This window comes from Streptococcus hongkongensis, from assembly GCF_053206145.1.
Genome location: NZ_JBRUGD010000004.1, coordinates 127,630 through 150,855, shown reverse-complemented (window position 1 = coordinate 150,855; position 23,226 = coordinate 127,630). Strand labels below are relative to the sequence as shown.

Annotated in this window: 16 protein-coding genes, 2 pseudogenes and 1 CRISPR repeat array; of the genes and pseudogenes, 11 read left to right on the top strand and 7 right to left on the bottom strand. The window is 37.2% G+C overall.

Annotated elements, in window-relative coordinates:
- Positions 1-361: 361 nt before the first annotated feature.
- From ACVRZD_RS03775 to ACVRZD_RS03740, 8 genes and pseudogenes are all read left to right on the top strand, one after another.
- Positions 362-2,770, top strand: a complete 2,409-nt coding sequence (locus ACVRZD_RS03775) for a CRISPR-associated helicase/endonuclease Cas3 (RefSeq protein WP_037625305.1) — start codon at positions 362-364, stop codon at positions 2,768-2,770.
- A gap of 399 nt (positions 2,771-3,169) precedes the next feature.
- Positions 3,170-3,907 (top strand): type I-C CRISPR-associated protein Cas5c, encoded by a 738-nt coding sequence (gene cas5c, locus ACVRZD_RS03770; RefSeq protein WP_037625336.1) that lies wholly within the window; start codon positions 3,170-3,172, stop codon positions 3,905-3,907.
- Positions 3,907-5,793 carry a type I-C CRISPR-associated protein Cas8c/Csd1 gene (cas8c, locus tag ACVRZD_RS03765; RefSeq protein WP_447450280.1) on the top strand — a complete coding sequence of 629 codons (1,887 nt, stop codon included), beginning with the start codon at positions 3,907-3,909 and terminating at the stop codon, positions 5,791-5,793. Before cas5c ends, cas8c begins: the two co-directional genes overlap by 1 nt.
- Before the next feature lie 3 nt (positions 5,794-5,796).
- Positions 5,797-6,645: a type I-C CRISPR-associated protein Cas7/Csd2 gene (cas7c, locus tag ACVRZD_RS03760; protein WP_037625307.1), complete on the top strand. Its 849-nt coding sequence runs from the start codon at positions 5,797-5,799 to the stop codon at positions 6,643-6,645.
- Between the two features lies 1 nt (position 6,646).
- Positions 6,647-7,318, top strand: coding sequence for a CRISPR-associated protein Cas4 (gene cas4 / locus ACVRZD_RS03755; protein ID WP_037625309.1), 672 nt, complete (start codon positions 6,647-6,649; stop codon positions 7,316-7,318).
- Complete coding sequence (gene cas1c, locus ACVRZD_RS03750; protein ID WP_037625312.1) at positions 7,315-8,340, top strand: type I-C CRISPR-associated endonuclease Cas1c; 1,026 nt, start codon at positions 7,315-7,317, stop codon at positions 8,338-8,340. The genes cas4 and cas1c overlap by 4 nt, the downstream gene beginning before the upstream one ends.
- A 9-nt stretch (positions 8,341-8,349) precedes the next feature.
- Positions 8,350-8,643 (top strand): CRISPR-associated endonuclease Cas2, encoded by a 294-nt coding sequence (gene cas2 / locus ACVRZD_RS03745; protein WP_037625314.1) that lies wholly within the window; start codon positions 8,350-8,352, stop codon positions 8,641-8,643.
- A 147-nt stretch (positions 8,644-8,790) separates the two neighbouring features.
- Positions 8,791-12,660: a CRISPR direct-repeat array (repeat unit 32 nt; unit sequence GTCTCACCCTACACGGGTGAGTGGATTGAAAT).
- Between the two features lie 635 nt (positions 12,661-13,295).
- Positions 13,296-14,302 (top strand): annotated as a pseudogene (locus tag ACVRZD_RS03740) (LacI family DNA-binding transcriptional regulator).
- A 421-nt stretch (positions 14,303-14,723) separates the two neighbouring features.
- Here ACVRZD_RS03740 and ACVRZD_RS03735 read toward each other — a convergent pair.
- The 3 genes from ACVRZD_RS03735 to ACVRZD_RS03725 are packed head-to-tail and all read right to left on the bottom strand — an operon-like array spanning position 14,724 to position 17,581.
- Entirely contained in the window at positions 14,724-15,902 is a 1,179-nt protein-coding gene (locus ACVRZD_RS03735) for a polysaccharide lyase family 8 super-sandwich domain-containing protein (protein ID WP_052128155.1), read from the bottom strand.
- Complete coding sequence (locus ACVRZD_RS03730) at positions 15,883-16,431, bottom strand: TetR/AcrR family transcriptional regulator (protein WP_037626863.1); 549 nt, start codon at positions 16,429-16,431, stop codon at positions 15,883-15,885. The genes ACVRZD_RS03735 and ACVRZD_RS03730 overlap by 20 nt, the downstream gene beginning before the upstream one ends.
- Entirely contained in the window at positions 16,421-17,581 is a 1,161-nt protein-coding gene (locus ACVRZD_RS03725) for an MFS transporter (RefSeq protein ID WP_052128156.1), read from the bottom strand. The genes ACVRZD_RS03730 and ACVRZD_RS03725 overlap by 11 nt, the downstream gene beginning before the upstream one ends.
- A gap of 357 nt (positions 17,582-17,938) precedes the next feature.
- On the opposite strand from ACVRZD_RS03725, the pseudogene ACVRZD_RS03720 reads away from it, so the two are divergent.
- A pseudogene (locus ACVRZD_RS03720) lies at positions 17,939-18,088 on the top strand (IS3 family transposase); the annotation flags it as partial.
- A gap of 62 nt (positions 18,089-18,150) precedes the next feature.
- Here the strand turns inward: ACVRZD_RS03720 and ACVRZD_RS03715 are convergent.
- Genes ACVRZD_RS03715 through ACVRZD_RS03700 form a run of 4 tightly spaced genes read right to left on the bottom strand, consistent with a single transcriptional unit; the run spans position 18,151 to position 21,300 of the window.
- On the bottom strand, positions 18,151-18,783 hold the full coding sequence (locus tag ACVRZD_RS03715; RefSeq protein ID WP_037626866.1) for a bifunctional 4-hydroxy-2-oxoglutarate aldolase/2-dehydro-3-deoxy-phosphogluconate aldolase: 633 nt from the start codon (positions 18,781-18,783) through the stop codon (positions 18,151-18,153).
- An 11-nt stretch (positions 18,784-18,794) separates the two neighbouring features.
- Complete coding sequence (locus tag ACVRZD_RS03710; protein WP_037626869.1) at positions 18,795-19,802, bottom strand: sugar kinase; 1,008 nt, start codon at positions 19,800-19,802, stop codon at positions 18,795-18,797.
- 23 nt (positions 19,803-19,825) lie between these two features.
- Complete coding sequence (locus tag ACVRZD_RS03705) at positions 19,826-20,467, bottom strand: RpiB/LacA/LacB family sugar-phosphate isomerase (protein ID WP_037626872.1); 642 nt, start codon at positions 20,465-20,467, stop codon at positions 19,826-19,828.
- A gap of 20 nt (positions 20,468-20,487) precedes the next feature.
- Positions 20,488-21,300, bottom strand: a complete 813-nt coding sequence (locus ACVRZD_RS03700; RefSeq protein WP_037626875.1) for a gluconate 5-dehydrogenase — start codon at positions 21,298-21,300, stop codon at positions 20,488-20,490.
- A gap of 288 nt (positions 21,301-21,588) precedes the next feature.
- Here ACVRZD_RS03700 and ACVRZD_RS03695 point away from each other — a divergent pair, with 288 nt between their 5' ends.
- Positions 21,589-22,017, top strand: coding sequence for a PTS sugar transporter subunit IIA (locus tag ACVRZD_RS03695; RefSeq protein WP_037626877.1), 429 nt, complete (start codon positions 21,589-21,591; stop codon positions 22,015-22,017).
- On the top strand, positions 21,989-23,215 hold the full coding sequence (locus tag ACVRZD_RS03690) for a glycoside hydrolase family 88 protein (protein ID WP_052128157.1): 1,227 nt from the start codon (positions 21,989-21,991) through the stop codon (positions 23,213-23,215). The genes ACVRZD_RS03695 and ACVRZD_RS03690 overlap by 29 nt, the downstream gene beginning before the upstream one ends.
- The last annotated feature ends 11 nt before the right edge of the window (positions 23,216-23,226 follow it).

The following is a 23,226-nucleotide window of genomic DNA, read 5'->3' as shown; positions in this document are numbered from 1 at the left end:
TTAATCTAAGCAAAAGATATGAAATAAAAAAGACGAAAACACCAAGTATCAGTGTGCCTTCACCATCATAAAACGGTGCCTGTCGGGTTAATCCAAACCATATTAATCGGCTACAGATGAAAATAGCAGAGTTGACTAAACTAAACTTAAGAGTCACATGGAGTTCCTACCTTTTCTTTGTTTTTCTTGAAGTATAATAAATGCTTAGCACTTTGTCAAGATGACTATGTAGCTATTGCAACTGTAGTTGAATTATTACCAATAGTAAGAGTAGACAAATTAAATTTTTTGTATCTCTCAAACAATTTGTAAGCGTTTTATGTTAAAATAAAAGTATATCTAAGATTAAGAAGGTAACACTATGATTATTGGACATTATGATGCAAGCACTCAAAATCAACAGTCTTTAGAGAAACATCTATTTAATGTAGCTATTGATGCTAGGAAGCATGCAGCTGCTATTAATCAAGGAGATGTTCTTTTTTTGATAGGCCTTTTTCATGACTTGGGGAAGGCTCACCCGAACTTTCAAGATAAATTGTTGAATAATCCTAATCGTCATGTTGATCATTCTTCAGCAGGTGCCTATTATCTCTTGATGAGAATTCAACAGTGCTTACTGTCCAAAGGTGTTTCTAAGCGGGATTGCCAAGTTTTTTCGGAAGTTGTTGCCTATGTGATTTCAGCTCATCATGGCATGTATGACTTATATGATAAAGAAGCGAGTCGCTCGCAGTTTAATCGTTTAATGGAGAGGATTACAAAGTTTTGGGAGAAGGCTGAATTTGATCAAACCATTCAACCATTTGTAACCGATTTAGAATTACAACTCCCAACTTATGGCTTTGATTATTTAGAGGATTTAATTGATAAATCCTATACTAATTTTAAAAATGCTTTAGATAAAATACCTTATAAAGATGATACAGAAAAAGATTTTTATCTTGGAGCTTTTGTTCGTCTCTATTTGTCATTTTTAAAAAATGCTGATATTTTGGATACTATTAATGCTTACGAGGAAGTCATCACACCCTCTGATGAAGAAGAAAATCAAGAGCGTCGTGACAATTATCTTCAATCAGTGGAGGAACTTTATCAAAAATTTGGCAAACCAAGTAATGACTTAAATCGGGTTAGGACGATGATCGCTGAGAGAATCAAAGAAAGAGGACAGATAGATTCTTCTGGGATTTATCGTTTGAATCTGCCAACAGGTGCCGGTAAGACTAAAGCAAGTCTTCGATATGCCACACAACAGATAGCTTATCAACATAAAAAACGCTTTTACTATGTTACGGCCTTTTTATCAGTTTTGGAACAGAATGCTAAAGATATCAAGACTATTATAGGTAATGATGGTGTCTTGGAGCATCATTCAAATGTTGTTAGAGAGAAAGAGCTTAGAGAGTTTGAAGAAGAAACGCGCGATGAAGTCATTCAGGAGCATTTGTTAGAGAGCTGGGATAGTCCTGTTGTTTTAACTACGATGGTTCAATTTTTCCAAACCTTGTTTAAAACCAAATCAGCTAATATTAGACGATTTTCCAACCTTGCTAACAGTGTCATAATTCTGGATGAAGTCCAGTCTCTGCCTTTAGAAGTGACAAGTCTCTTTAATTTGACCATGAATTTTATAAGTCGTGTTATGAATACCACGATTATATTATGTACGGCAACCCAGCCAGCTTACGATTATGACAGTTTGGAACATCAATTGGTTTATGGTGGGGAAATGGCAGAGCAGGCAGACATTGTTTCCCTGACCAAGGAAGAAAGAGCGGTTTTTGAAAGGACAGAGCTTAAAAAGCTAAAGGAAGATAATAGCAAGGCTAGTTTGTCAGAGATAGCGGAATACCTGTTAGAGCAAGAAGAATCAGTATTGGTGATACTAAATACTAAACCCGCTGTTTATCAACTGTATCAATTATTAAGTGAACAAACAGAACGCCCTCTTTATCAGTTATCGACGAATATGTGTCCACAACATCGCTTAGACACCATTGCAGAAATTAAGAAGCAATTGAATAAGGGTATCCCCTTAATCTGTGTCAGTACGCAGTTAATTGAAGCAGGCGTAGATGTCGATTTTGCTCAAGTTGTAAGGTCATATGCTGGCTTAGATTCGATTGTTCAAGCAAGTGGTCGTTGTAACCGTGAGGGTAAACGGAATTCAGGTCAAGTCACTCTGGTTAATCTAATCAATGAGGAGGAAAATATTTCTAGACTCAAAGAAATTAAACAAAAGAAATCGGTGACAGAGGATATTCTATACCGTTACTCATCACCAATTGATGTGTCAGCTTTAAATGATGAGTTCTTCAAGCGTTATTATGAAAACAATGAGAAAGAAATGGACTATCCCCTTGGAGATAATCAGACTGCCTATGATTTTTTGAGCCACCACAATCGTTTTGGAGATCTTCAATTTAAAGGAAGTCTTCGACAAGCTTTTAAAACAGCTGGTCAGAAGATTAATTTAATTGAAGATAACACGATTAGTATTTTAGTTCCATATAGAGATTCCATCACAAGATTGGAAGACTTTGAGTCGTTTCTAGCAAATAATCCGTATCCTGAGGTTGAAGACTACACCTACATTAAAGAAACGATGAAACAGTTGCAACTTTACACTGTTAATGCTAGAGAGAATTCCCCACTTCTAAAACAGGCGAAATATTATCTGAATGGGCGAATTTGGATATTACCTCAAGAATTTTATGATGAAAGCATGGGCATAAAAAAAGAAGCAGATAGTTTACTCATTTTTTAGAGAAACAAAATCTACTTGCTATAAAAAACAATATAATTTCAATCCACATAGATATTCTATGACAATACTTGTATTTTAACATACTAATGTTAAAATACAAGTATATATAGTTTTTTCTATATAGTTTATTATAGTAATAAGAAAACCTTGACAAAGAGTGAAAAAACGCTTACAATAAAGTTAACAAAAATAAATATTAAGGAGAAAGGTAATTGAACAAAGACGTTTTCCATTTTCTAGAGACAATTATTATTCAATTGCCAGCGATTTTAATTGCTTTGGCGAGTTTGATAACAGTTATCTCTGAGAAAAAATAATTCTAAAAAAGAGGGCCCATTTTTTTAGAATTGGAAAAACAGTTTGAAATGAGTATCTTAACCAACAGAAAGGAGCAAAATGGTGTTTCGATCTCGGAATTTTTACTTTAGGGTAAGAGGAAATCTCGCTCTTTTTACAAACCCAGCAACTAAAGGTGGGGGAGAAAGGTCTAGTTATTCAGTCCCAACTCGCCAAGCCTTACAAGGCATTGTGGATGCCATATATTTTAAACCAACAATTACTAATGTGGTGACTGAAGTCAAGATTTGTCGTCAAATTCAGACAGAATTGCATGGTGTTAGAGCCTTACTAGCAAATTGTAAAGCAGATTTGAGTTATGTCTCCTATCTCAGCGATGTTGAATACCTTGTCAAATGTCATTTTATTTGGAATGAGGATAGGCCAGATTTAATGCATGATCGTCTTCCCAATAAGCATGAGGCCATTATGGCCCGTTCCATTCGTAAAGGTGGACGTAGAGATATATTTTTAGGGACACGTGAATGTGTAGGCCTAGTTGATGCTATTAGTCAGGAAGACTATGACGCAGCAGAAGTTGCTTACGCTGATCAGACTATTGATTTCGGCATTATGTTTCATTCCTTCAAGTATCCCAAAGATAAATCAGAGCCTCTAAAATCTTACTTTACGCATACCGTTATGGAAAATGGGTGTATTCGTTTTAAAGAACAGAAAGACTGTGAAATTATGAATACCTTATCGAGCTATGCCTTTAAATCACCTGGTCAGGTAAAGTCAGTAGATGAGGAATTTGCTAATTACCAAGCCGAAGAAAAAGAGGAGAAAGGGGAGAGGTAATGGATTTCTTTACATCTTTATTAAAAGCCTATAAGAGTGCAGAAAAAGAAGGATATGTCGATAATCCTGCAAAAAGTGGTCCAGTTTTATTACCGATTTACCATACGAGTCTAAAATCCAATGGCAAAAATGTTATTGCAATAAAGCTTGATAAGTCTGGGGAAGTTATCTCGGCAGAATTTTTAGGCGATAAGGAAGTTATTGTTTTTCCTGTTACCTCAGATTCTGTAGCAAGATCAGGGAAAAATCCTGCTCCCCATCCACTTGTTGATAAGTTTTCCTATTTTGTTTCAGAGGTTAATCAAGACCAATACGATACCTATCATAAGCAGTTAGATAATTGGGTAATAGCTTGTCCTTTGGGGGAAGTTAGGAACTATTTGAAACTGATTCAAGATGCTATTTTACAAGCTGATTTTTCAGAAAAAATTATTAAAGCCTTGATGACTGAGCCGTATCAACGAGATGGGCTTGTATTAACGTATGACTTAGAGGCTAAAAAGCCTAGAACATTGGATTTATCAGCCTGCTTTTTGGAATTTTCAATAGTTGATTTTATTGGCTATAGAACTGTTTCCGTTACAAGCTTTACAGATCTACATCAGGCTTATATTGATTATGTAGAATCATATCAAGAGGATTTGGTTCTCTGTAATATTAGTGGTCAAAAAGAAGTATTGGCAACTAAACATCGTGGTTTGATTGGGAATGCGAAGTTGATTTCTGTCAGTAATAACAGTGAAACTTATAAGGGACGTTTTAAGGAGCGTGATGATGTCTTCACCGTAGGAAATCAAACTTCGGAAAAAATCCATCTGATGGCTAAATATTTTTTGGAAAATGCGAATACTCATACTTGGTTAGGTGGTGGCCAGCATTTAATAAACTGGTTTAGTGATGATTTAACTAATGAGAGCCAGTTAACGGTTTCCAGTCCAATTACAAGTCTCTTTAACTATGAAGATAATGAAGATGAAAAAACTGAGTTTTCAATTACCCAAGTGAATAAAGATATTGGATCCTCCTTCATTCGAGGTAAGAAAAAATTTAGTGATGCTTCAAATTATTATGCGGCAATTTTGAATAAAACCAACGATGGTCGGATTGCATTAAAATATTTTAGGCAATTAAAGGCCTCCAGGTTGCTAGAAAATTTAGAGCAGTGGCAAGAGCGTTATTCCTGGGAGCGACGTCGTAAGGACGGAATCTATGACGATTACACGCCGAGTCTAATGCAAATCATTCTAGTTGCCTATGGTGTAGATCGTGATCGTTTTTTAGAATTGGACAATGAGAACTTTAAGAGCGATCAATTTCAAAAATTAGTCACTAACTTAATTGACGGAAAAACCATACCATTTTCAATTATTAAAAAGCTTGAAGAAAATATTAAACAACGTCAAAAATATACCAAACATTGGTACCAGGTACAACAAGTTAGTCTTGGTATTTTACACAAACAAAATGAGGAGGAATTTTCACCAATGCTAGATCACACCAATCAAAATCGTTCCTATCTTTTTGGACGATTGTTAGCTATATTTGAGTTGATTGAAACCTTACGTTATAAGTTAGATGGCGGTGACAGTGGTCGTATTACCAATGCCGAACGTTATTGGACAGCCTATACGAGTCAACCAACGAAATTGATGATGCTTTTAGAAAATAAGATTAAACCTTATGAAGAAACTTTGAAGTTAAATAGCAAAGGGAGCTGGAGCAAGCTAAACAAAGAAAAAGAGGAAATTATGCAACTTCTAACGCCTTTTTTAGAAACAGAATCCATAGAAAAACCGCTGGATTACCGTTTTATGTTTGGTTATTATGCTGAGAAAAAATTCTATTACACAAAACAAGAAATTGTGACAACTGAAGGTGAGGAGTAAGTCATGTTAGAACACAAAATTGATTTTATGGTAACGGTTGAAGTTAGAGAAGCTAATGCTAATGGTGATCCTTTGAATGGTAACATGCCCCGTACAGATGCTAGAGGCTATGGCATGATGAGTGATGTTTCTATTAAACGCAAACTTCGTAACCGTCTTCAAGATATGGGCCAAGCTATCTTTGTCCAAGCCAATGAGCGTATTGAAGATGATTTTCGTTCGCTAGAGAAGCGTTTCTCGCATTACTTTACAAAAAATGATCAGGACGAAGATATAGCGAAAAAAGCCACTGAACTCTGGATTGATGTCCGTAGTTTTGGACAGGTCTTCACATATTTGAAGAAATCCATTGGTTTGCGTGGTCCGGTGTCAATTAGTATGGCTAAGTCATTGGATCCTATTGTCATTTCAAGTTTGCAAATCACCCGTAGTACCAATGGTATGGAGCCTAAGGGAGACAGTGGCCGTTCTTCTGATACTATGGGAAGCAAGCACTTTGTTGATTATGGTGTGTATGTCGTTAAAGGTTCAATCAATGCTCACTTTGCTGAGAAAACAGGCTTTAGTGAAGCAGATGCCGAGTTGATTAAGCAGGCTTTTCTGAGTTTGTTTGAAAATGATGCCTCATCAGCTCGTCCTGAGGGATCAATGCGTGTCCGTCAGCTCTTCTGGTTTACGCATTCAAGTAAGCTTGGCAATGTGTCAAGTGCCCGTGTTTACGATTTGTTAGTTGCGGACAACTCTAAGCAAGATAAGACTTCATACGAAGATTATCAGATCCATTTGGATGACAAAACATTGGCAGACTATCAGGCTAAAGGGTTAAAGGTTGAAATCCTAGAAGGGCTATAATATGGCTTATGTGGAAGAAGATTATCTTATGTTATCAGGGATTCAGCATTTTCAATTCTGCAAGCGTCAGTGGGCTCTGATTCATATTGAGCAAGAGTGGGTGGATAATGAAGCAACAGCTCATGGTCAACTCTTGCACCAAAAGGCTGATAATCCCTATATTAAGGAAAAACGTAAAGATAAGCTTGTCTCACGGGCTATTCATGTTTCATCGAAAACCTTGGGGCTTTATGGGATTTTGGACGTTTTGGAATTTCATCAAGATGACTCAGGGGTTCCCTTGAAAGGAAGAAAGGGACGCTGGCTCCCCCTGGTTGTTGAATACAAGCGTGGAAAGCCCAAAAAAGACAGGCGAGATATTGTTCAGTTAGTTGCGCAGATTATCTGTTTGGAAGAAACATTTGCTTGTCGTATCGATAAAGGATATCTCTATTATCACAGTGTTAATCAAAAGGTTGAAATAGCTATTACAGAGGACATGAGACGTGAGGTTCATCAATTAGCTGAACAAATGCATGCTTATTATGATCAAAAAATAGTAGAAAAAGCAGCTTATTTCAAAAATTGTCCCCTATGTTCTTTAGTAGATATCTGTATGCCAAGGCTTAGTAAAAAAACGCCAAGTGTGACTAATTACATTAAGAATTCTCTTACCAGTGAGGCAGTCTTATGAAGAAACTACTCAATACACTTTATTTAACACAAGAAGATTTTTATCTGACAAGGGAGAGGGACAATATTGTCATCAAGCAAGATAGTAAGATTATCAGTCGTTTTCCTTATCGGATTATTGATGGCATTGTTTGCTTTTCTTATCTTGGAGCATCACCTTCTTTGATTAAACTTTGTTCTGAAAATCAGATCAATTTATCATTTCATACTCCTCAAGGGCGATTTTGTGGACGGTTTGTAGGCTCGACTAATGGGAATGTCTTGTTACGGCGGGAGCACTATCGTATTGCTGATAGTGAGCTGTCGTTAGAATACGCTAAGCGGTTTATGTTGGCCAAGCTATCTAATTCTAGGAAATATTTGGTCAGATTCCGAAGAGATCACCGTGACCGTATTGATGGGCAACTCTTTGAGGAAATTAATACTGAATTAACTTGGGCGTTGGAAAGTATTCAGGTGGCACCGGATAAAACTGTTTTATTAGGGATTGAAGGGCAAGCAGCTAATCAGTATTTTAGATCCTTTAACGATTTAGTTCTATCAGATAAAGATACCTTTAAATTTAATGGACGGACTCGAAGACCGCCACAAGATTGCATTAATGCCCTTTTGTCATTTGGCTATAGTTTATTGACATATGAATGTCAATCGGCACTTGAAGCTGTCGGTTTGGATAGTTATGTTGGCTTTTATCATACGGATAGACCTGGACGTGCTAGTTTAGCGCTTGATTTAGTGGAGGAATTTCGTTCCTTTATAGTTGATCGCTTTGTATTTTCACTGATTAATAAGGGACAACTGTCAAGAAGGCATTTTGAGATTAAGGAGACAGGCAGTGTCTTATTGACTGAGAAAGGACGTGCCGTTTTCATTGAAGCTTGGCAAAAGCGTAAGCATGTGGAAGTTGAACATCCTTTTACTAAGGAAAAGGTGAAGCTGATGTTGCTTCCATACGTCCAAGCGCAGCTATTGGCGAAAGCCATTCGAGGCGAGCTAGATTCTTATCCACCATTCTTGATTTAGGTGATATTTATGATGGTTTTAATTACGTACGATGTTAATACGGAAACGGCAGCGGGCCGAAAAAGGCTGAGACATGTTGCCAAGCTATGTGTTGATTATGGGCAACGAGTGCAACATTCTGTGTTTGAATGTTCGGTAACGCCCGCAGATTTTGTGGAGATAAAAGCTAAACTAAGTAACATTATCGATATGGAGACTGACACTATTCGTTTTTACCGCTTAGGCAAGCATTGGCAAAATCGGGTGGAAACACTTGGCCGAGATGATTCTTATGACCCTGATGTGGGGCTTCTCCTTCTTTAAAAACTTCCTTGCGAACCTCGCTTACACATCAAAAGTCGGGAGTTTCGCGCGTGACTATAGGAAAAATAGGCAAAATGGAACTGTTTTTAGCCAAAAAAACAAGTGTAAAACAGCTCTAGCTTGCTTAAAACAGTGTCTACTGGCGCTGTCTCACCCTACACGGGTGAGTGGATTGAAATCGTTGTTGGACGTCGTGCTTGCGTTCTTGCCGACGTCTCACCCTACACGGGTGAGTGGATTGAAATTACTGTCGCGGCACTGTTATAGGTCCGGCCAAAGTCTCACCCTACACGGGTGAGTGGATTGAAATTTCCACCAAGGCCCGGACCTTGGCCTGGTAGTTGCGTCTCACCCTACACGGGTGAGTGGATTGAAATTTCTGTAAAACCACCAGTGGTTTTCGATTGAATCCGTCTCACCCTACACGGGTGAGTGGATTGAAATTCATGCGCTCCCGCTCCTTTTTGTCTTTCGTGTCGTCTCACCCTACACGGGTGAGTGGATTGAAATTAGGTCGTCATAGATGACCTCGGTCAACTGACCAGTCTCACCCTACACGGGTGAGTGGATTGAAATTCCACGATACCGACTGGGTGCCTTGTCAGTGTAGTCTCACCCTACACGGGTGAGTGGATTGAAATAGCTTGGCCACCGGGTGCCAAACCTCGCCCCAGTCCGTCTCACCCTACACGGGTGAGTGGATTGAAATTTCTGGACCTCGTTCACTTTCAGCGGGGCTATCTTGGTCTCACCCTACACGGGTGAGTGGATTGAAATCCGCTGGTGGCGTTTGGTATTTGACTAGCAAAGGCAGTCTCACCCTACACGGGTGAGTGGATTGAAATAAGCCCTGGTTGATTGTCGCGATGTACTCGTTGTCTCACCCTACACGGGTGAGTGGATTGAAATCAGGCACCAGACTTCCGGCTGTCGCGTTGCTGTGTCTCACCCTACACGGGTGAGTGGATTGAAATCGGTACATTATTAGTTTACCGCGTTTATTTTATTGTCTCACCCTACACGGGTGAGTGGATTGAAATTGTATCTACGTCAATGTCTCGTCTTATCCAGTTGTGTCTCACCCTACACGGGTGAGTGGATTGAAATAAGCTACCCTCTAGACCTGTCAGCCAGCGATTGGTCTCACCCTACACGGGTGAGTGGATTGAAATACTTTCAGCGGGGCTATCTTGGCCCTGCGGACAATGTCTCACCCTACACGGGTGAGTGGATTGAAATTCCGACGTCCACCTGCTCCCAGTCCTCGCGGGTGTCTCACCCTACACGGGTGAGTGGATTGAAATTAGTGCGTTAGTCATGTTTGGTCTCCTTGTTTCTGTCTCACCCTACACGGGTGAGTGGATTGAAATTCACTTATGGAACTAGAGGAGGACGAACACATTATCGTCTCACCCTACACGGGTGAGTGGATTGAAATATGACGAATAAGCACTTTTCGTCTGCTGTCGGGGTCTCACCCTACACGGGTGAGTGGATTGAAATCCGGTAGACGTTGACCACAAAGCGCTTGATTGTGGTCTCACCCTACACGGGTGAGTGGATTGAAATAGTTGTTGAATAGTGTTAGCTGCGTCGGCCTTGCGTCTCACCCTACACGGGTGAGTGGATTGAAATCTTGTCGTTGTCAATCCACCCGACCTGTGCCAAGTTCGGTCTCACCCTACACGGGTGAGTGGATTGAAATATCCAAAGGTGCAGCTAATATGATGCGTGAGCTGGGTCTCACCCTACACGGGTGAGTGGATTGAAATGGAAAAGAGAGGTTGAATTATGAGAGCAACTGTTGTCTCACCCTACACGGGTGAGTGGATTGAAATTTAGAAGCAAACGAGGAAACGACAGAGATGGAAGTCTCACCCTACACGGGTGAGTGGATTGAAATATCATCTTTGGATAATCTTAGCGACGAGGTTAGAGTCTCACCCTACACGGGTGAGTGGATTGAAATAAGTTGAGTTTGATGCAGTACATCAATTTTTCTGTCTCACCCTACACGGGTGAGTGGATTGAAATAGGTGCTAGGTCAGCTGGTTATTTTACCGGTATGGTCTCACCCTACACGGGTGAGTGGATTGAAATTTGCCCCAGTTGATACTGGATGGCTAAGAACTGTCTCACCCTACACGGGTGAGTGGATTGAAATTATTTAGAACTACTGTTTCTGAATTGAAACTAACGTCTCACCCTACACGGGTGAGTGGATTGAAATAGATATGCACTTGTTGAATCTGACAATATGGAACGTCTCACCCTACACGGGTGAGTGGATTGAAATTGTTGGCGGGATTGGCTACGTCAGTGCAAAAGATGTCTCACCCTACACGGGTGAGTGGATTGAAATGATAGAAAGGGCGGATAGATTGAGACCAAAGAAATGTCTCACCCTACACGGGTGAGTGGATTGAAATTGATGAAGTGGTTATTTAGAAACATACATACAATGTCTCACCCTACACGGGTGAGTGGATTGAAATACGCAGGGCAATATACTGTTAAACCTAGCATTATGTCTCACCCTACACGGGTGAGTGGATTGAAATAGGAAACAGTAGTCAGGTTAGAGTAAGGCTTGCGTCTCACCCTACACGGGTGAGTGGATTGAAATGCTGATGCTGTAAGTGCAAGTAAGTCATCCATCTTAGTCTCACCCTACACGGGTGAGTGGATTGAAATGATTTACTTATAAATCAAAAAATATACCTCATGACACTGTCTCACCCTACACGGGTGAGTGGATTGAAATTTTGATGAAGCGCATAAACTTATTAGTGCTTTGTCTCACCCTACACGGGTGAGTGGATTGAAATCGGTTGAATTGAGATTTAAAGCGGAATTTATAGAGTCTCACCCTACACGGGTGAGTGGATTGAAATATCATAGACTTTCTCCACCTAAAAATGATCATTGTCTCACCCTACACGGGTGAGTGGATTGAAATCAATAGGATTTGAAAAGAAATCTTTGCCTGAATTGTCTCACCCTACACGGGTGAGTGGATTGAAATCAAGAAACTTGAAAAGAACAAGCGAATGGCTGACAAGTCTCACCCTACACGGGTGAGTGGATTGAAATATTTCAACCACATCAACCAATCCATCAACGATAAGTCTCACCCTACACGGGTGAGTGGATTGAAATTTTATACCTCTATCTATTTTACTTCCTGGTGAAAGTCTCACCCTACACGGGTGAGTGGATTGAAATATCTAAAGCATCTTTAGATAAGACATGACGCATTGTCTCACCCTACACGGGTGAGTGGATTGAAATTTTGTTGTAAATTGTCTCAGTATATTGAGCTAGGTCTCACCCTACACGGGTGAGTGGATTGAAATAGACACATACATAAGAAGTAAGTGTCTAGAGTTTCGTCTCACCCTACACGGGTGAGTGGATTGAAATACAACAGCTTATGGTAGCTACTGCAATTGTCCGGTCTCACCCTACACGGGTGAGTGGATTGAAATGAAGATCACTTAAAAAGAATTATCAAGCGGTTATCAGTCTCACCCTACACGGGTGAGTGGATTGAAATACGTGTCAAGAGCTGGCATATACCGAAAACGCGAGTCTCACCCTACACGGGTGAGTGGATTGAAATCTCTTTGAAAAACACAATTGAAACGAACACAGGGTCTCACCCTACACGGGTGAGTGGATTGAAATTGAAAATTTACATTTATTTAATTAAAAGGAGAAAGTCTCACCCTACACGGGTGAGTGGATTGAAATTTTGTCGAATTTGGCACTTCAAAATCAGATTTTGTCTCACCCTACACGGGTGAGTGGATTGAAATACTTGAAGCTCCTTATGACGACGGAATGACATACTCGTCTCACCCTACACGGGTGAGTGGATTGAAATTGGAGTAACAGTAACTAATGTTGGTGGGACTGGGTCTCACCCTACACGGGTGAGTGGATTGAAATAGCTTTTGTAGCTAATTCTTTGGCAGATTCCTCTGTCTCACCCTACACGGGTGAGTGGATTGCAAGCGTCATCTTTCCCTATTTCACTAAAATTTGCACCGAACCTTCAATTATTAAACTGTTGCCTTTTCAGGGATTACCCTAATTCTTGATCATCTCACTTGCCCTGGGGAATACGACCTGACGACGCAGTTTATTTTAGATGGACAGGTGTCGTTTGAGGATCAGACTGTCAATGATTTAAAAACGACAAGTGATTATCCCTTCAGAGAAGAGCAGGTGGTTATTTCTAACAAATACAATCAATTAATTCAGAGTAAGAAAATTGGCAAAGAGGCTTTTTCAAAGATGACCTATATGACTATACCTTGTTGGCAGATATGACTTGTCAAGTGAAGCGCCAGCCATTACGCCAAACGAGCGAGTAGTCATAAAGAATTAGAAAATAGTTTTGGCTTTGAAATTCTTGGGGATGGCTATCATTATCTTATCGCGATCCAGTCAGAAGACATTCTAAGTGGAGACAAATTGTATCACATTGATGGGGTTAAATGTCGTGGCAAAATTATCGTTTGTGACAAAAAGAAGGAACGAGTTTACTGTTTAAAAAGTTAAGCTGAGTGACACTTAACTTTTAATTGCCGTACACTATTGTGTCATACTTATACTAATCATAAATAGGAAGAAACTTCCAGAAAGGTATGTCATTTGGCAAAAAAATAACAATAACAGATATTGCACAATTATCTAATACATCAAAGACAACTGTATCTTTTTATCTCAACAAAAAATTTGAAAAGATGTCTGAGGAGATAGGTCAACGTATTGAAGAAGTTGTAAAAGAAACAGGCTATAAGCCAAGTGCTTTGGCGCGTAGTATGAATTCAAAACGGACTAATTTGATTGGTGTCTTGATTGGAGATATTACACATACTTTTGCAAATCAAATTGTTAAAGGTATAGAGACAGTTACCAAGGAAAAAATTACCAAGTCATCATTGGTAATAGTAATTATGATTCGAAAAATGAAGACCATTACATTGAAAACATGTTGAATTTGGGCGTGGTGGCTTTATCATTCAACCAACCTCTAATTTCAGGAAATATTCGAGAATTATCAAGAAAAAAGAAAAGCATATGGTTTTCTTTGATAGTCAGTTGTATGAGTATAAGACAAATTGGGTCAAGACCAATAACTATGGTGCTGTTTAGGACATGATTCAATCGGCTATTGACAAAGGCTATGAAGAATTTGTGATGATTACAGCAGATCCGAGTCTCCTTAGTACACGGATTGAGCGGTCGTCAGGCTTCATTGATGCCTTGTCCGAAAAGAATTACGATTACCACAAATTAATTATTGACCAGGTTGATAAAGATAAGAAAACTGTTGAAGCATTTCTAGAAACAACCATTGATCGTATGAAAAAGACCTTAGTTTTTGTGCCCAATTGCTGGGCGCTCCACATGGTCCTTGAAGTAATGAAACAAGTTAGCCTTTGATATGCCTCAAGTTAGCCTTGTTGGCTTTGACAATTTAGAATGGACCAACTTCTCATCACCAACTGTTACAACCATTGTCCAATCGGCCTTCGAAGAAGGAATAGAAGTAGCCAAAATTCTCATCAGTGAGATCGAAGGCTCGACCTATGGAGAAACACAAAAAACATTTGATTGTGAGATAGAGTGGAAAGAGTCGACTTCGTAACAAGATGATTAGACTAAAAATGGACCTCCTGGGAAGCTATTGCTTTGACCTAGGAGGTTCATTTTGTTCTATTAGTTAGATGATCAGATAGTTTGACTAACTATATTTTCTAGTAAGTAAGGTAGTTGATTGGTATGTTTTGTTGCCCAATCTAAGTAATAGGTCACCATTGGGATGGTGATTTTTTTGTAAGCCTTAGGTCGAGTTGATGCTATAAATTGATGAGAGTTTCTATTAGTCATCAACTGTTTTTTTATTTGAAAAGATGTGGGTCAGAGATCTTTTTAGCTAAATAGTTGATATATGGTTGTGTTTTAATAAAAACCAATTGTTTATCTTGATTCTGGAAAGTGACACTCGTCTCATGTTTACGCATGCTGACAGGGTCATAAGTGACAATCTGATACTTGTTTCCTTGTTCTTACACCATATAGAGTTCAGCATCTGTCAATTGCAGCTGCTTGTTAATCAGATAAGGTGTCTTGTCTCGTTTGATTACTGTCCATAATTTTCTTGCTTTGTCATAAACGACCTGTACTTGCTTATCATTTTGAAGCAGTTGAATTTGCTTGTTATGGCTTAAGTCAGTTAACAGGTCACTAGTTGCCTTTGGTACCATATAATAAGCATAGGAGTTATCACTTGCAGTATGTGCTTGTTTGATAGTGATAAAGGTATTTGATTTTAAATCAGTGTTCTTGGTTGGTAGATTCATAGCATGCCAAGTTCCGGTTTGAAGGGTCTTATTGATTGTGATACTTGTAGGTTCTAAGAAGACATAGCCGATAATTAGTTCAGGCTTTGCACTTTCAAGTAAGATCGTTCTGACATTGCTATGAGGGTGTTCTAGTCCATCGTCAAGTAGAAGCAGGTCACCATTGATATAAGCCTTATACGGGGAGTCTGTGCATTCTTTTCGCTGGTCAATGGTTGTGAAGACGGAGTCGATTCTGCTAGAAGTAATGGCGTTTCCAAGAAAGACTATTTTATCATTAAGAATTCCCCAACTCTTGTTGGCTGTTAAGCAGTGATCCCAATTGGTAAAATCCATTGTTGCACTACCAAAGTAATTGTTAAAGGCTAGTGAGCCAACAAATGATGAGGGATTGGTTACTTGTCCTGTTTTCTTAGTGGCTTGCTCACCATATTGTTTCAATAATTTGGCTGTTACATCTTCTCTAGGAGCCGTATTTTCTGTGGTTCCTGGTAGGTAATAGGGGTTAACAGTTGGCCAGTAGTCCTTGCTATAGTGAGCGAGATCCTTATTATAGTAATAAAACATGCCATCACTGGTGTACCAGCCCCTAGTGTTTTCATCATTCATAGCTTCGAAGTTTTGAGTTCTGTCAGAATAGAGAGATAAAGCGAAGCCGAAATCCTTCTCAGCGTTGTAATAAGCAACTTTATCCATGCTGTTAAAAGTAGTCAGTTGTGTTTTCAACTGATAGGGTTTGATAGTTGAGTCGGCCGTCAGGGCAGTGATACTTAGCGTGGTCTTAGGAATTAGTAGGCCATGGACAAGATCAGCTATGGAACTGTCCTCAATGGCGTAGTGGTAGTCAGGAAAGTTGAGAACGTACTTATTTTTTAATTCCTTCAAAAATAATGTTTAGAGATTCTTTGATAAAAGTTTTGAAAGTTAAGTCGTTTTCTATCAAATAATCAGGGTCATCTGATTCATTACTAATATTCACTAGTAATTTTTTTAAAACTATATAATTAATTTGCTCCTTGAATATACCTTGTGAAATTCCTTTACTAATCAAATTAGTAATTAGCTCAAGTTTAAATTCTTTTAGCTCTTCAATTTTTAGCCACTCTTTTGGATATAAAACTTTTAATTCCTCTATTATTCTCATTGGAATGAAAAATTTATACCTTGCATTAATTATTTCAAAAATTTTTTCAATAATACCATCCTTATTTTCATATATTCTAAGTGTACCTTCTTTTTCAAATTGGATATAAGAATCGATGTATTCAATTAACATGTCATCCTTGCTTTTGAAATATTTATATAAAGTTTTCTTGCTAATTTTGAGTTTTCTACTTATATCATCTAATGTAAGTTTTTTTATGCCTTTTTCTTGAATTAACTCAAATATAACTTCTAAAATTCTATCTTTCACGTTTCCCCTTTTTATATATTTTAAATGATAACATTAAAGATATAGTTGATATAATTATCAATACTATCCAAAAATAATCAGGATTTTTTACGAAAAATAATCCTGAAAATATAGCTCCAATAAAATTTCCTATATATTGAAAGGAATTATATATGCCATTCACTGTACCTTTAATAGTGTTATCTGTAAATTGATTTATTTCAATCGCCATAAATGTTAGGCTAACTAAATAACCACTAAAAAACAGAGCCATTCCAATAAAAAGATATTTAAAACTATTATTCATCGATAAAACAATAGTACTTACCATTACTAATCCTAATGCAAACTTAAAAATTAAATCCTGGTATTTTTCTTTTTTATTTATTGCAAATTTTAATATAAAAATTGAAAAAATAATAGTTGGTAATAATATTTCCCACATTTTATTTTGTCCTATTGTGGTTTCTATTGTTAAAGGGATAGAATAAAAAATTGATATCATAATGAAATTCATTATAAATGCGATACTGTTAAATAGGACAATTTTTTTGTTTTTTATTAGTTTTTTTACCTCTATTATTTTAAATATTTCACTATCACCTTTAGAATAGTTGTCATTTATAAAATAACCAATAAAAATTAAATTTACAATTAGTATCGTGCTACATATTAAAAATATTTCTTTTATGTTAACAAATAGGATTAATATTGGCCCCAGTAAAAAAGCCACTGCTGCCGACATTGAAATGAAAGATCCTAATATACTCATAGGAATATCCTGATCATTTTTGTTATAAATCGAAGAAGACCATGAATATCCTACGCCAATTATTGCGCCACTTCCTTGTATTGCCCTTGCTAATATAAAGGTGTAAATATTTTTTGCAAATGCTGATAGTAATAATCCTCCAATTACAAGCAATAATCCTACTATCATTATTTTTTTATTACCATATTTGTCACTTAACATTCCGAATGGAACTTGAAAAATAGCCTGCATTAATCCAAATATTCCTATAGTTAATCCCGCTAATATAGGAGTAGAACCAATTAATGTTTTACTGTAAGTAGTTAAGAAAGGTATAATGATTGTCATAGATAACTGTCTTATTCCTAACGCCATTGATATCCCTAAAACAGCATAGTATTTACGAATATTTTTATTCAAAAGCCACCCCCTGTAGGAAACTGGAATTTAACTACGAGTTTCCTTTACCTGATTCTATCATCAATTGTGTCTTATATCAATAGTTGTTTTATATATTTGTATTTTGAAAGTTTAAAAAAATGAAGGGAAGGAAATTAATTTTATTAAGTAAAATTTTCCCACATTTGGTTGGTGGAGGCGTGTCATTGTTTTTTGTATTAACTTTTTACAACACAAGGATTTTAACTAAATAGATGATGATTCTGGATAATTTGGTATAACTTATTCAAATTGTGATATTGGAGTTAATAAAAATTTTGATAATTATCAACTAAAAAGTACTTTATAAAATTTGTACAGAAAACTGTTGCCTTTTCAGAAAGTTTCTTTGGGCATTTTAAGAAATACAAGACTTATGATGAGTTAGTCACAGATGTAGAACCTTACATTGAATTCTACAACACTCAACCTTATCAATCAAAGTTAAACAACCTGACTCCCATGGAATTCAGGAATCAGGTTGCTTAACTTATCTTTTATTATTTGACTGTCTACTTGACAGGGAGCTGTTCAAAGTTCTTTTGGCTTTATTAGGAGACTAGATTTGTGTATTTTTCAGCAATCATTGTGATGTCTTCAAATTTTTCTTGAGCTGCTAATTGGTTGAATTCTCCGCCGATTCCAACTGCGGTGGCACCAGCTTCTAGCCAGTCAGAAGCATTGGATAAGTTCACACCTCCAGTTACCATGACTTGTACTTGTGGTAATGGTGCTTTAAGTGCTTTGATAAATGCCATACCTAAAGTGCCACCAGGGAAGGCTTTTATCATTTCACAACCAGCTTCTAAGGCTTTTTGAACTTCAGTGATTGTCATACATCCAGGGATGTATGGAATCGCATAGCGGTTACAAAGGGTAGCAGTTTGAGGATTAAAAGACGGTGAGACAATGAATTTTGCCCCAGATAGAATCGCAAAACGAGCTGTTTCTGGGTCAAGCACAGTTCCTGCTCCAATAATGACCGAGTCATCATTTTGATATTCTGATGTTAACTCAGCAATAACCTGACTGGCATTATTGTTTGTGTAGGCAACTTCAATGGCTTTGATGCCGCCTGCAATACATGCTTTTGAGGCATTAAAGCCTTCAGATTTGCTATTTCCGCGCACAACTACTACACATTTTTGTTGGCTAAGTTTAATTAATATTTCAGATTTGTTCATTAGTTACCTTCTTATCTAACAATGTCCTTGGAGAGATTGAGGACACGATTGACAGCATCGCTAGATTCAAACATATTATCACCTGGAATTGTGCATTTAAGGCTAGCTGATGCTACGGCAAAATCAACTGTCTCAGCGGCTGATTTACCTTGAATTATCTGATACAGGGCCCCAGCTACAAATGCATCTCCACTTCCAACGCGTTCGATTAATTGCGTCGTAATTTTCTTTGATAATTCAAATTGTGAATTGTCTTGATATAAATAGGCTGAATAGTTATTACGACCATACTCGTCTTGAGAGCGAGACGTATGGAAGATAGTTTTAAAGCCATATTTTTCAGTTAAAGATGCCATACGTGATTTAATATCACTTTCACTAGCGGAATCACGGTTAAACAAAGTCAGATCGTTTTCGTCTAGCATTAATGGTTCAATTCCAAAACAGATGTCGACAGATTCAGCAAAGTGAGAGAAAAGTTTTTTTGCTTCAAGAACTGAGATTAAATGACTGCGAAAATTTAGGTCTAAGGAGATTAGTATACCTCGTTTTTTCGCTTCATTTACTAATGTTTCGGTTATTGTGCTCGTATTTTCTGATAGTGATAAGGTGATGCCACTAAAATGAAATAAAGAGACATCTTGGAATAATTTGTCGTAGTCTAGGTCATTTACTTGGAAATCATGGAGACTACTATTTTTTCTATCATAAATAACCTCACCTTGCCGACAGCCAACTGTATTTTCTAAATAGTAAATACCGATGCGGTCACCTTGCTTCTGAATATGGGAACAATCAATATGACTTTCGGTTAAAAAGCGTGTGAATTGATCCCCCATATAATTATCTGGCAAAGCGGTCAGCAATTTACTATCTTGACCAAAACCTTGTAGAGCTCTTGCAATATTTACTTCGGAACCACCAAAAAATATATCTGTTTTTGCTTTATTGCTTAGGTGGTCATAGTCTGAAGGTGTGATGCGGATGAGTGGTTCACCAAAAAAAAGTACTTTTGACATGGAAACCGGAATCCTTTCTGTGATTAGGCGTTCAGAACTGATTGTAAATAATCTGCAATTTCTGCGACTTGACAATTAGCAAAGAAATATTCTTTAAATGTTGCTCTATCAATTGTTTCTTTAAGGAAGTCTTGATCAATTTCTTTAAGAATTGTTAACAAGTCTTTATAAGTAACTGTTTTAACTTGTTCTAAAATGGCAGCATTACGTTGTTCTGGAATAGCACGTTCTTTAGGATAGCCACCACCTTTTTCTTCTTCGAATAAACGTTCGAACATGTAACGAAGGTTAAGCTCGCCACCCCAACCAAAACCTTTTGCGAAAGGAAGTGAAAGTGCATTACCACCGTTAACTTGTGAGAAAAGATAAGCATCTACAGGATCTGCAGCAAAGCCACAAGTCACACCAGGGAAGCTATTAGATGCTAGTAAGGCACCAACACCTGTACCACAACCAGTGATAACAAAATCAGCCGCACCTGTTGATAAAAGGATAGAAGCAAGTAAACCATTTTGTACATAAGTTAATTGGTTTTCACCTTCTTCACCAGTCATACCATAATTAAAAGCTTGGAAGCCTTTTTTATCTGCAACTGTTTTTAATTCATTGAAGATAATACTATTTTTTGAAGCTTGACTATTTTCGTTAATTAATGCGATTTTCATTGAATTTTGATTCCTTTCCATTATTCAGGTTGTTTACCGATATAAGCTAAGATACCACCGTCAACATAAAGTATATGTCCATTGACAAAGTTAGATGCATCACTTGCTAAGAATACAGCAGGAGCAGCTAAATCTTCTGAAGTACCCCATCTTGCTGCAGGTGTTTTTGAGATAATAAATTGATCAAAAGGATGTGGAGTTCCATCTGCTTGTTTTTCTCTAAGTGGAGCAGTTTGTGGTGTAGCAATATAGCCAGGGCCAATGCCGTTACATTGAATATTAGCTGAACCGAATTCAGATGCAATATTCTTTGTTAACATTTTTAAACCACCTTTGGCAGCAGCATAAGCAGCAACTGTTTCGCGACCAAGTTCACTCATCATTGAACAAATATTAATGATTTTACCATGGCCTTTTTCAATCATGCCTGGTAAAACAGCTTTTGAGACAATAAATGGTGCGTTTAAGTCAATATCAACAACCTGACGGAAATCTGCTGATGACATTTCCAACATTGGTGTACGTTTAATAATACCAGCATTATTAACTAAGATATCAATGACACCAACATCTTCTTTAATTTGTTTGACCATTGCTTGGATGCCTTCTTCATCAGTAACGTCGCAGACGTAACCGTGAGCTGTAATTCCGATTTCCTTGTAGGCATCAATTCCTTTTTGAACAAGCTCTTCTTTAATGTCGTTGAAAACAATAGTAGCGCCAGCCTCAGCTAATGCACTAGCAATTGAAAATCCAATGCCATATGAAGCTCCTGTAACGAGTGCAACTTTTCCTTGTAAAGAAAAATGTTTTTCTAAAAATGTATTTTCCATATGTGTCCTCCAAATTTTAGGCAGTAAACCCGTTTACGTGAATATTATCAAAGTAAACCGGTTTTGTCAAGAAAAGAACTACACAATTATGGCAAAGATTTTTTTAAATGGTGATTTTGATCTGCGAAATTACCGTTATCTAATGAAAGAAAGTCAAAAAAATGTAAAAACATGAGTTTTTCACAGAAAACAAATAATAATTTTCTTTTAAAAAAGTGATTGACAGATGATTTTGAAAACGCTATAATCAATTTATTAAGTAAACCGGTAAACTCAAAAGGAGGTAGCATGACAAAAATAATTGTTGTAGCACATGGTCAATTCCCAAATGGCATTTTAACTTCACTAGAATTAATAGCAGGTCAACAAGAAGATGTAGTAGCTATTAATTTTACTGCTGGTAAATCTGCTGATCAGCTAAAAGAAGAAATTCAGAATGAATTGTCTGAAAATCAAGATATTTTAATCTTAACTGATTTACTTGGTGGCACACCATTTAATATTTCATCAACCTTGTCAGTTGAACATGGGGATAAAAATATTAAAGTATTATCAGGTTTAAATTTAGCAATGTTGCTTGAAGCTGCATTTACACGAACTATTGAAAGTAATTTAGATAGTTTAGCTGATAAAGTGATTGAAGCTGCTCAAAATGGTATTAGTGACTTTTCTAAATGTCTTTTAGAAGATGAAGAAAGCTTTGAAGGAGGGATATAAGGTGAATGAAATTAAAAAAATTGTCTTAGAACCAATCGAAAATCCTAACAAATTTTTAGATACTAAGCTTTTAACCAAGAGTGAAATTGAAAAGGCTATTCAAGATGCTTTAGCACAACTTTCAATTAATAGTGATTATTTTAAAGAAGAGTTTCCAACACCTGCCACAAAAGATAATGTGTATCCTATTATGGACAATACAGAATGGACAAATGGCTTTTGGACAGGTTGCTTATGGTTAGCATATGACTATTCAAAAGATGACAAGTTTAAAGCTTTAGGACATAAAAACGTTCTGTCATTCTTAGATCGTGTTGAAAAGAGAATTGAATTAGATCATCATGATTTAGGTTTCTTGTATACGCCTTCTTGTATGGCTCAATATAGAATTGATAAGAGTCCAGAAGCTAGAGAAGCATCTATTAAAGCTGCTGATAAATTGATTGAACGTTTCCAAGAAAAAGGTGGCTTCATTCAAGCCTGGGGTGAGCTCGGCAAGAAAGAAGATTACAGATTAATCATCGACTGCCTCTTAAACATTCAACTCTTATTCTTTGCATATGAAGAAACAGGTGATGTCCGTTATAAGGAAATTGCAGAAAAGCATTTTTATGCCTCAGCAAATACTGTTATTCGTGATGATGCCTCTTCATTCCATACCTATTATTTTGATCCTGAAACAGGCGCACCATTAAAAGGTGTGACACGTCAAGGTTATAATGATGAGTCTTCATGGGCTAGAGGACAAGCTTGGGGTATTTATGGTATTCCATTATCTTATCGCAAAATGAAAGATGAGAATCAAATTGATTTATTTAAAGGAATGACTAATTATTTCTTAAATAGATTACCAAAAGATTGTGTATCTTATTGGGATTTGATCTTTAATGATGGTTCAGATCAATCAAGAGATTCTTCAGCAACAGCAACTGCAGTTTGTGGCATTCATGAAATGTTGAAATATTTACCTGAAGTAGATTCAGATAAAGAAATTTACAAATATGCTATGCATGCTATGCTAAGAAGTCTGATTGATAATTACGCAAATAAAGAATTTAGCCTAGGTAGACCATTACTCTTACATGGTGTCTATTCTTGGCATTCTGGAAAAGGTGTTGACGAAGGTAATATTTGGGGTGACTACTATTACCTAGAAGCACTATTAAGATTCTATAAAGATTGGGAAGTATACTGGTAATAAGTTACTAG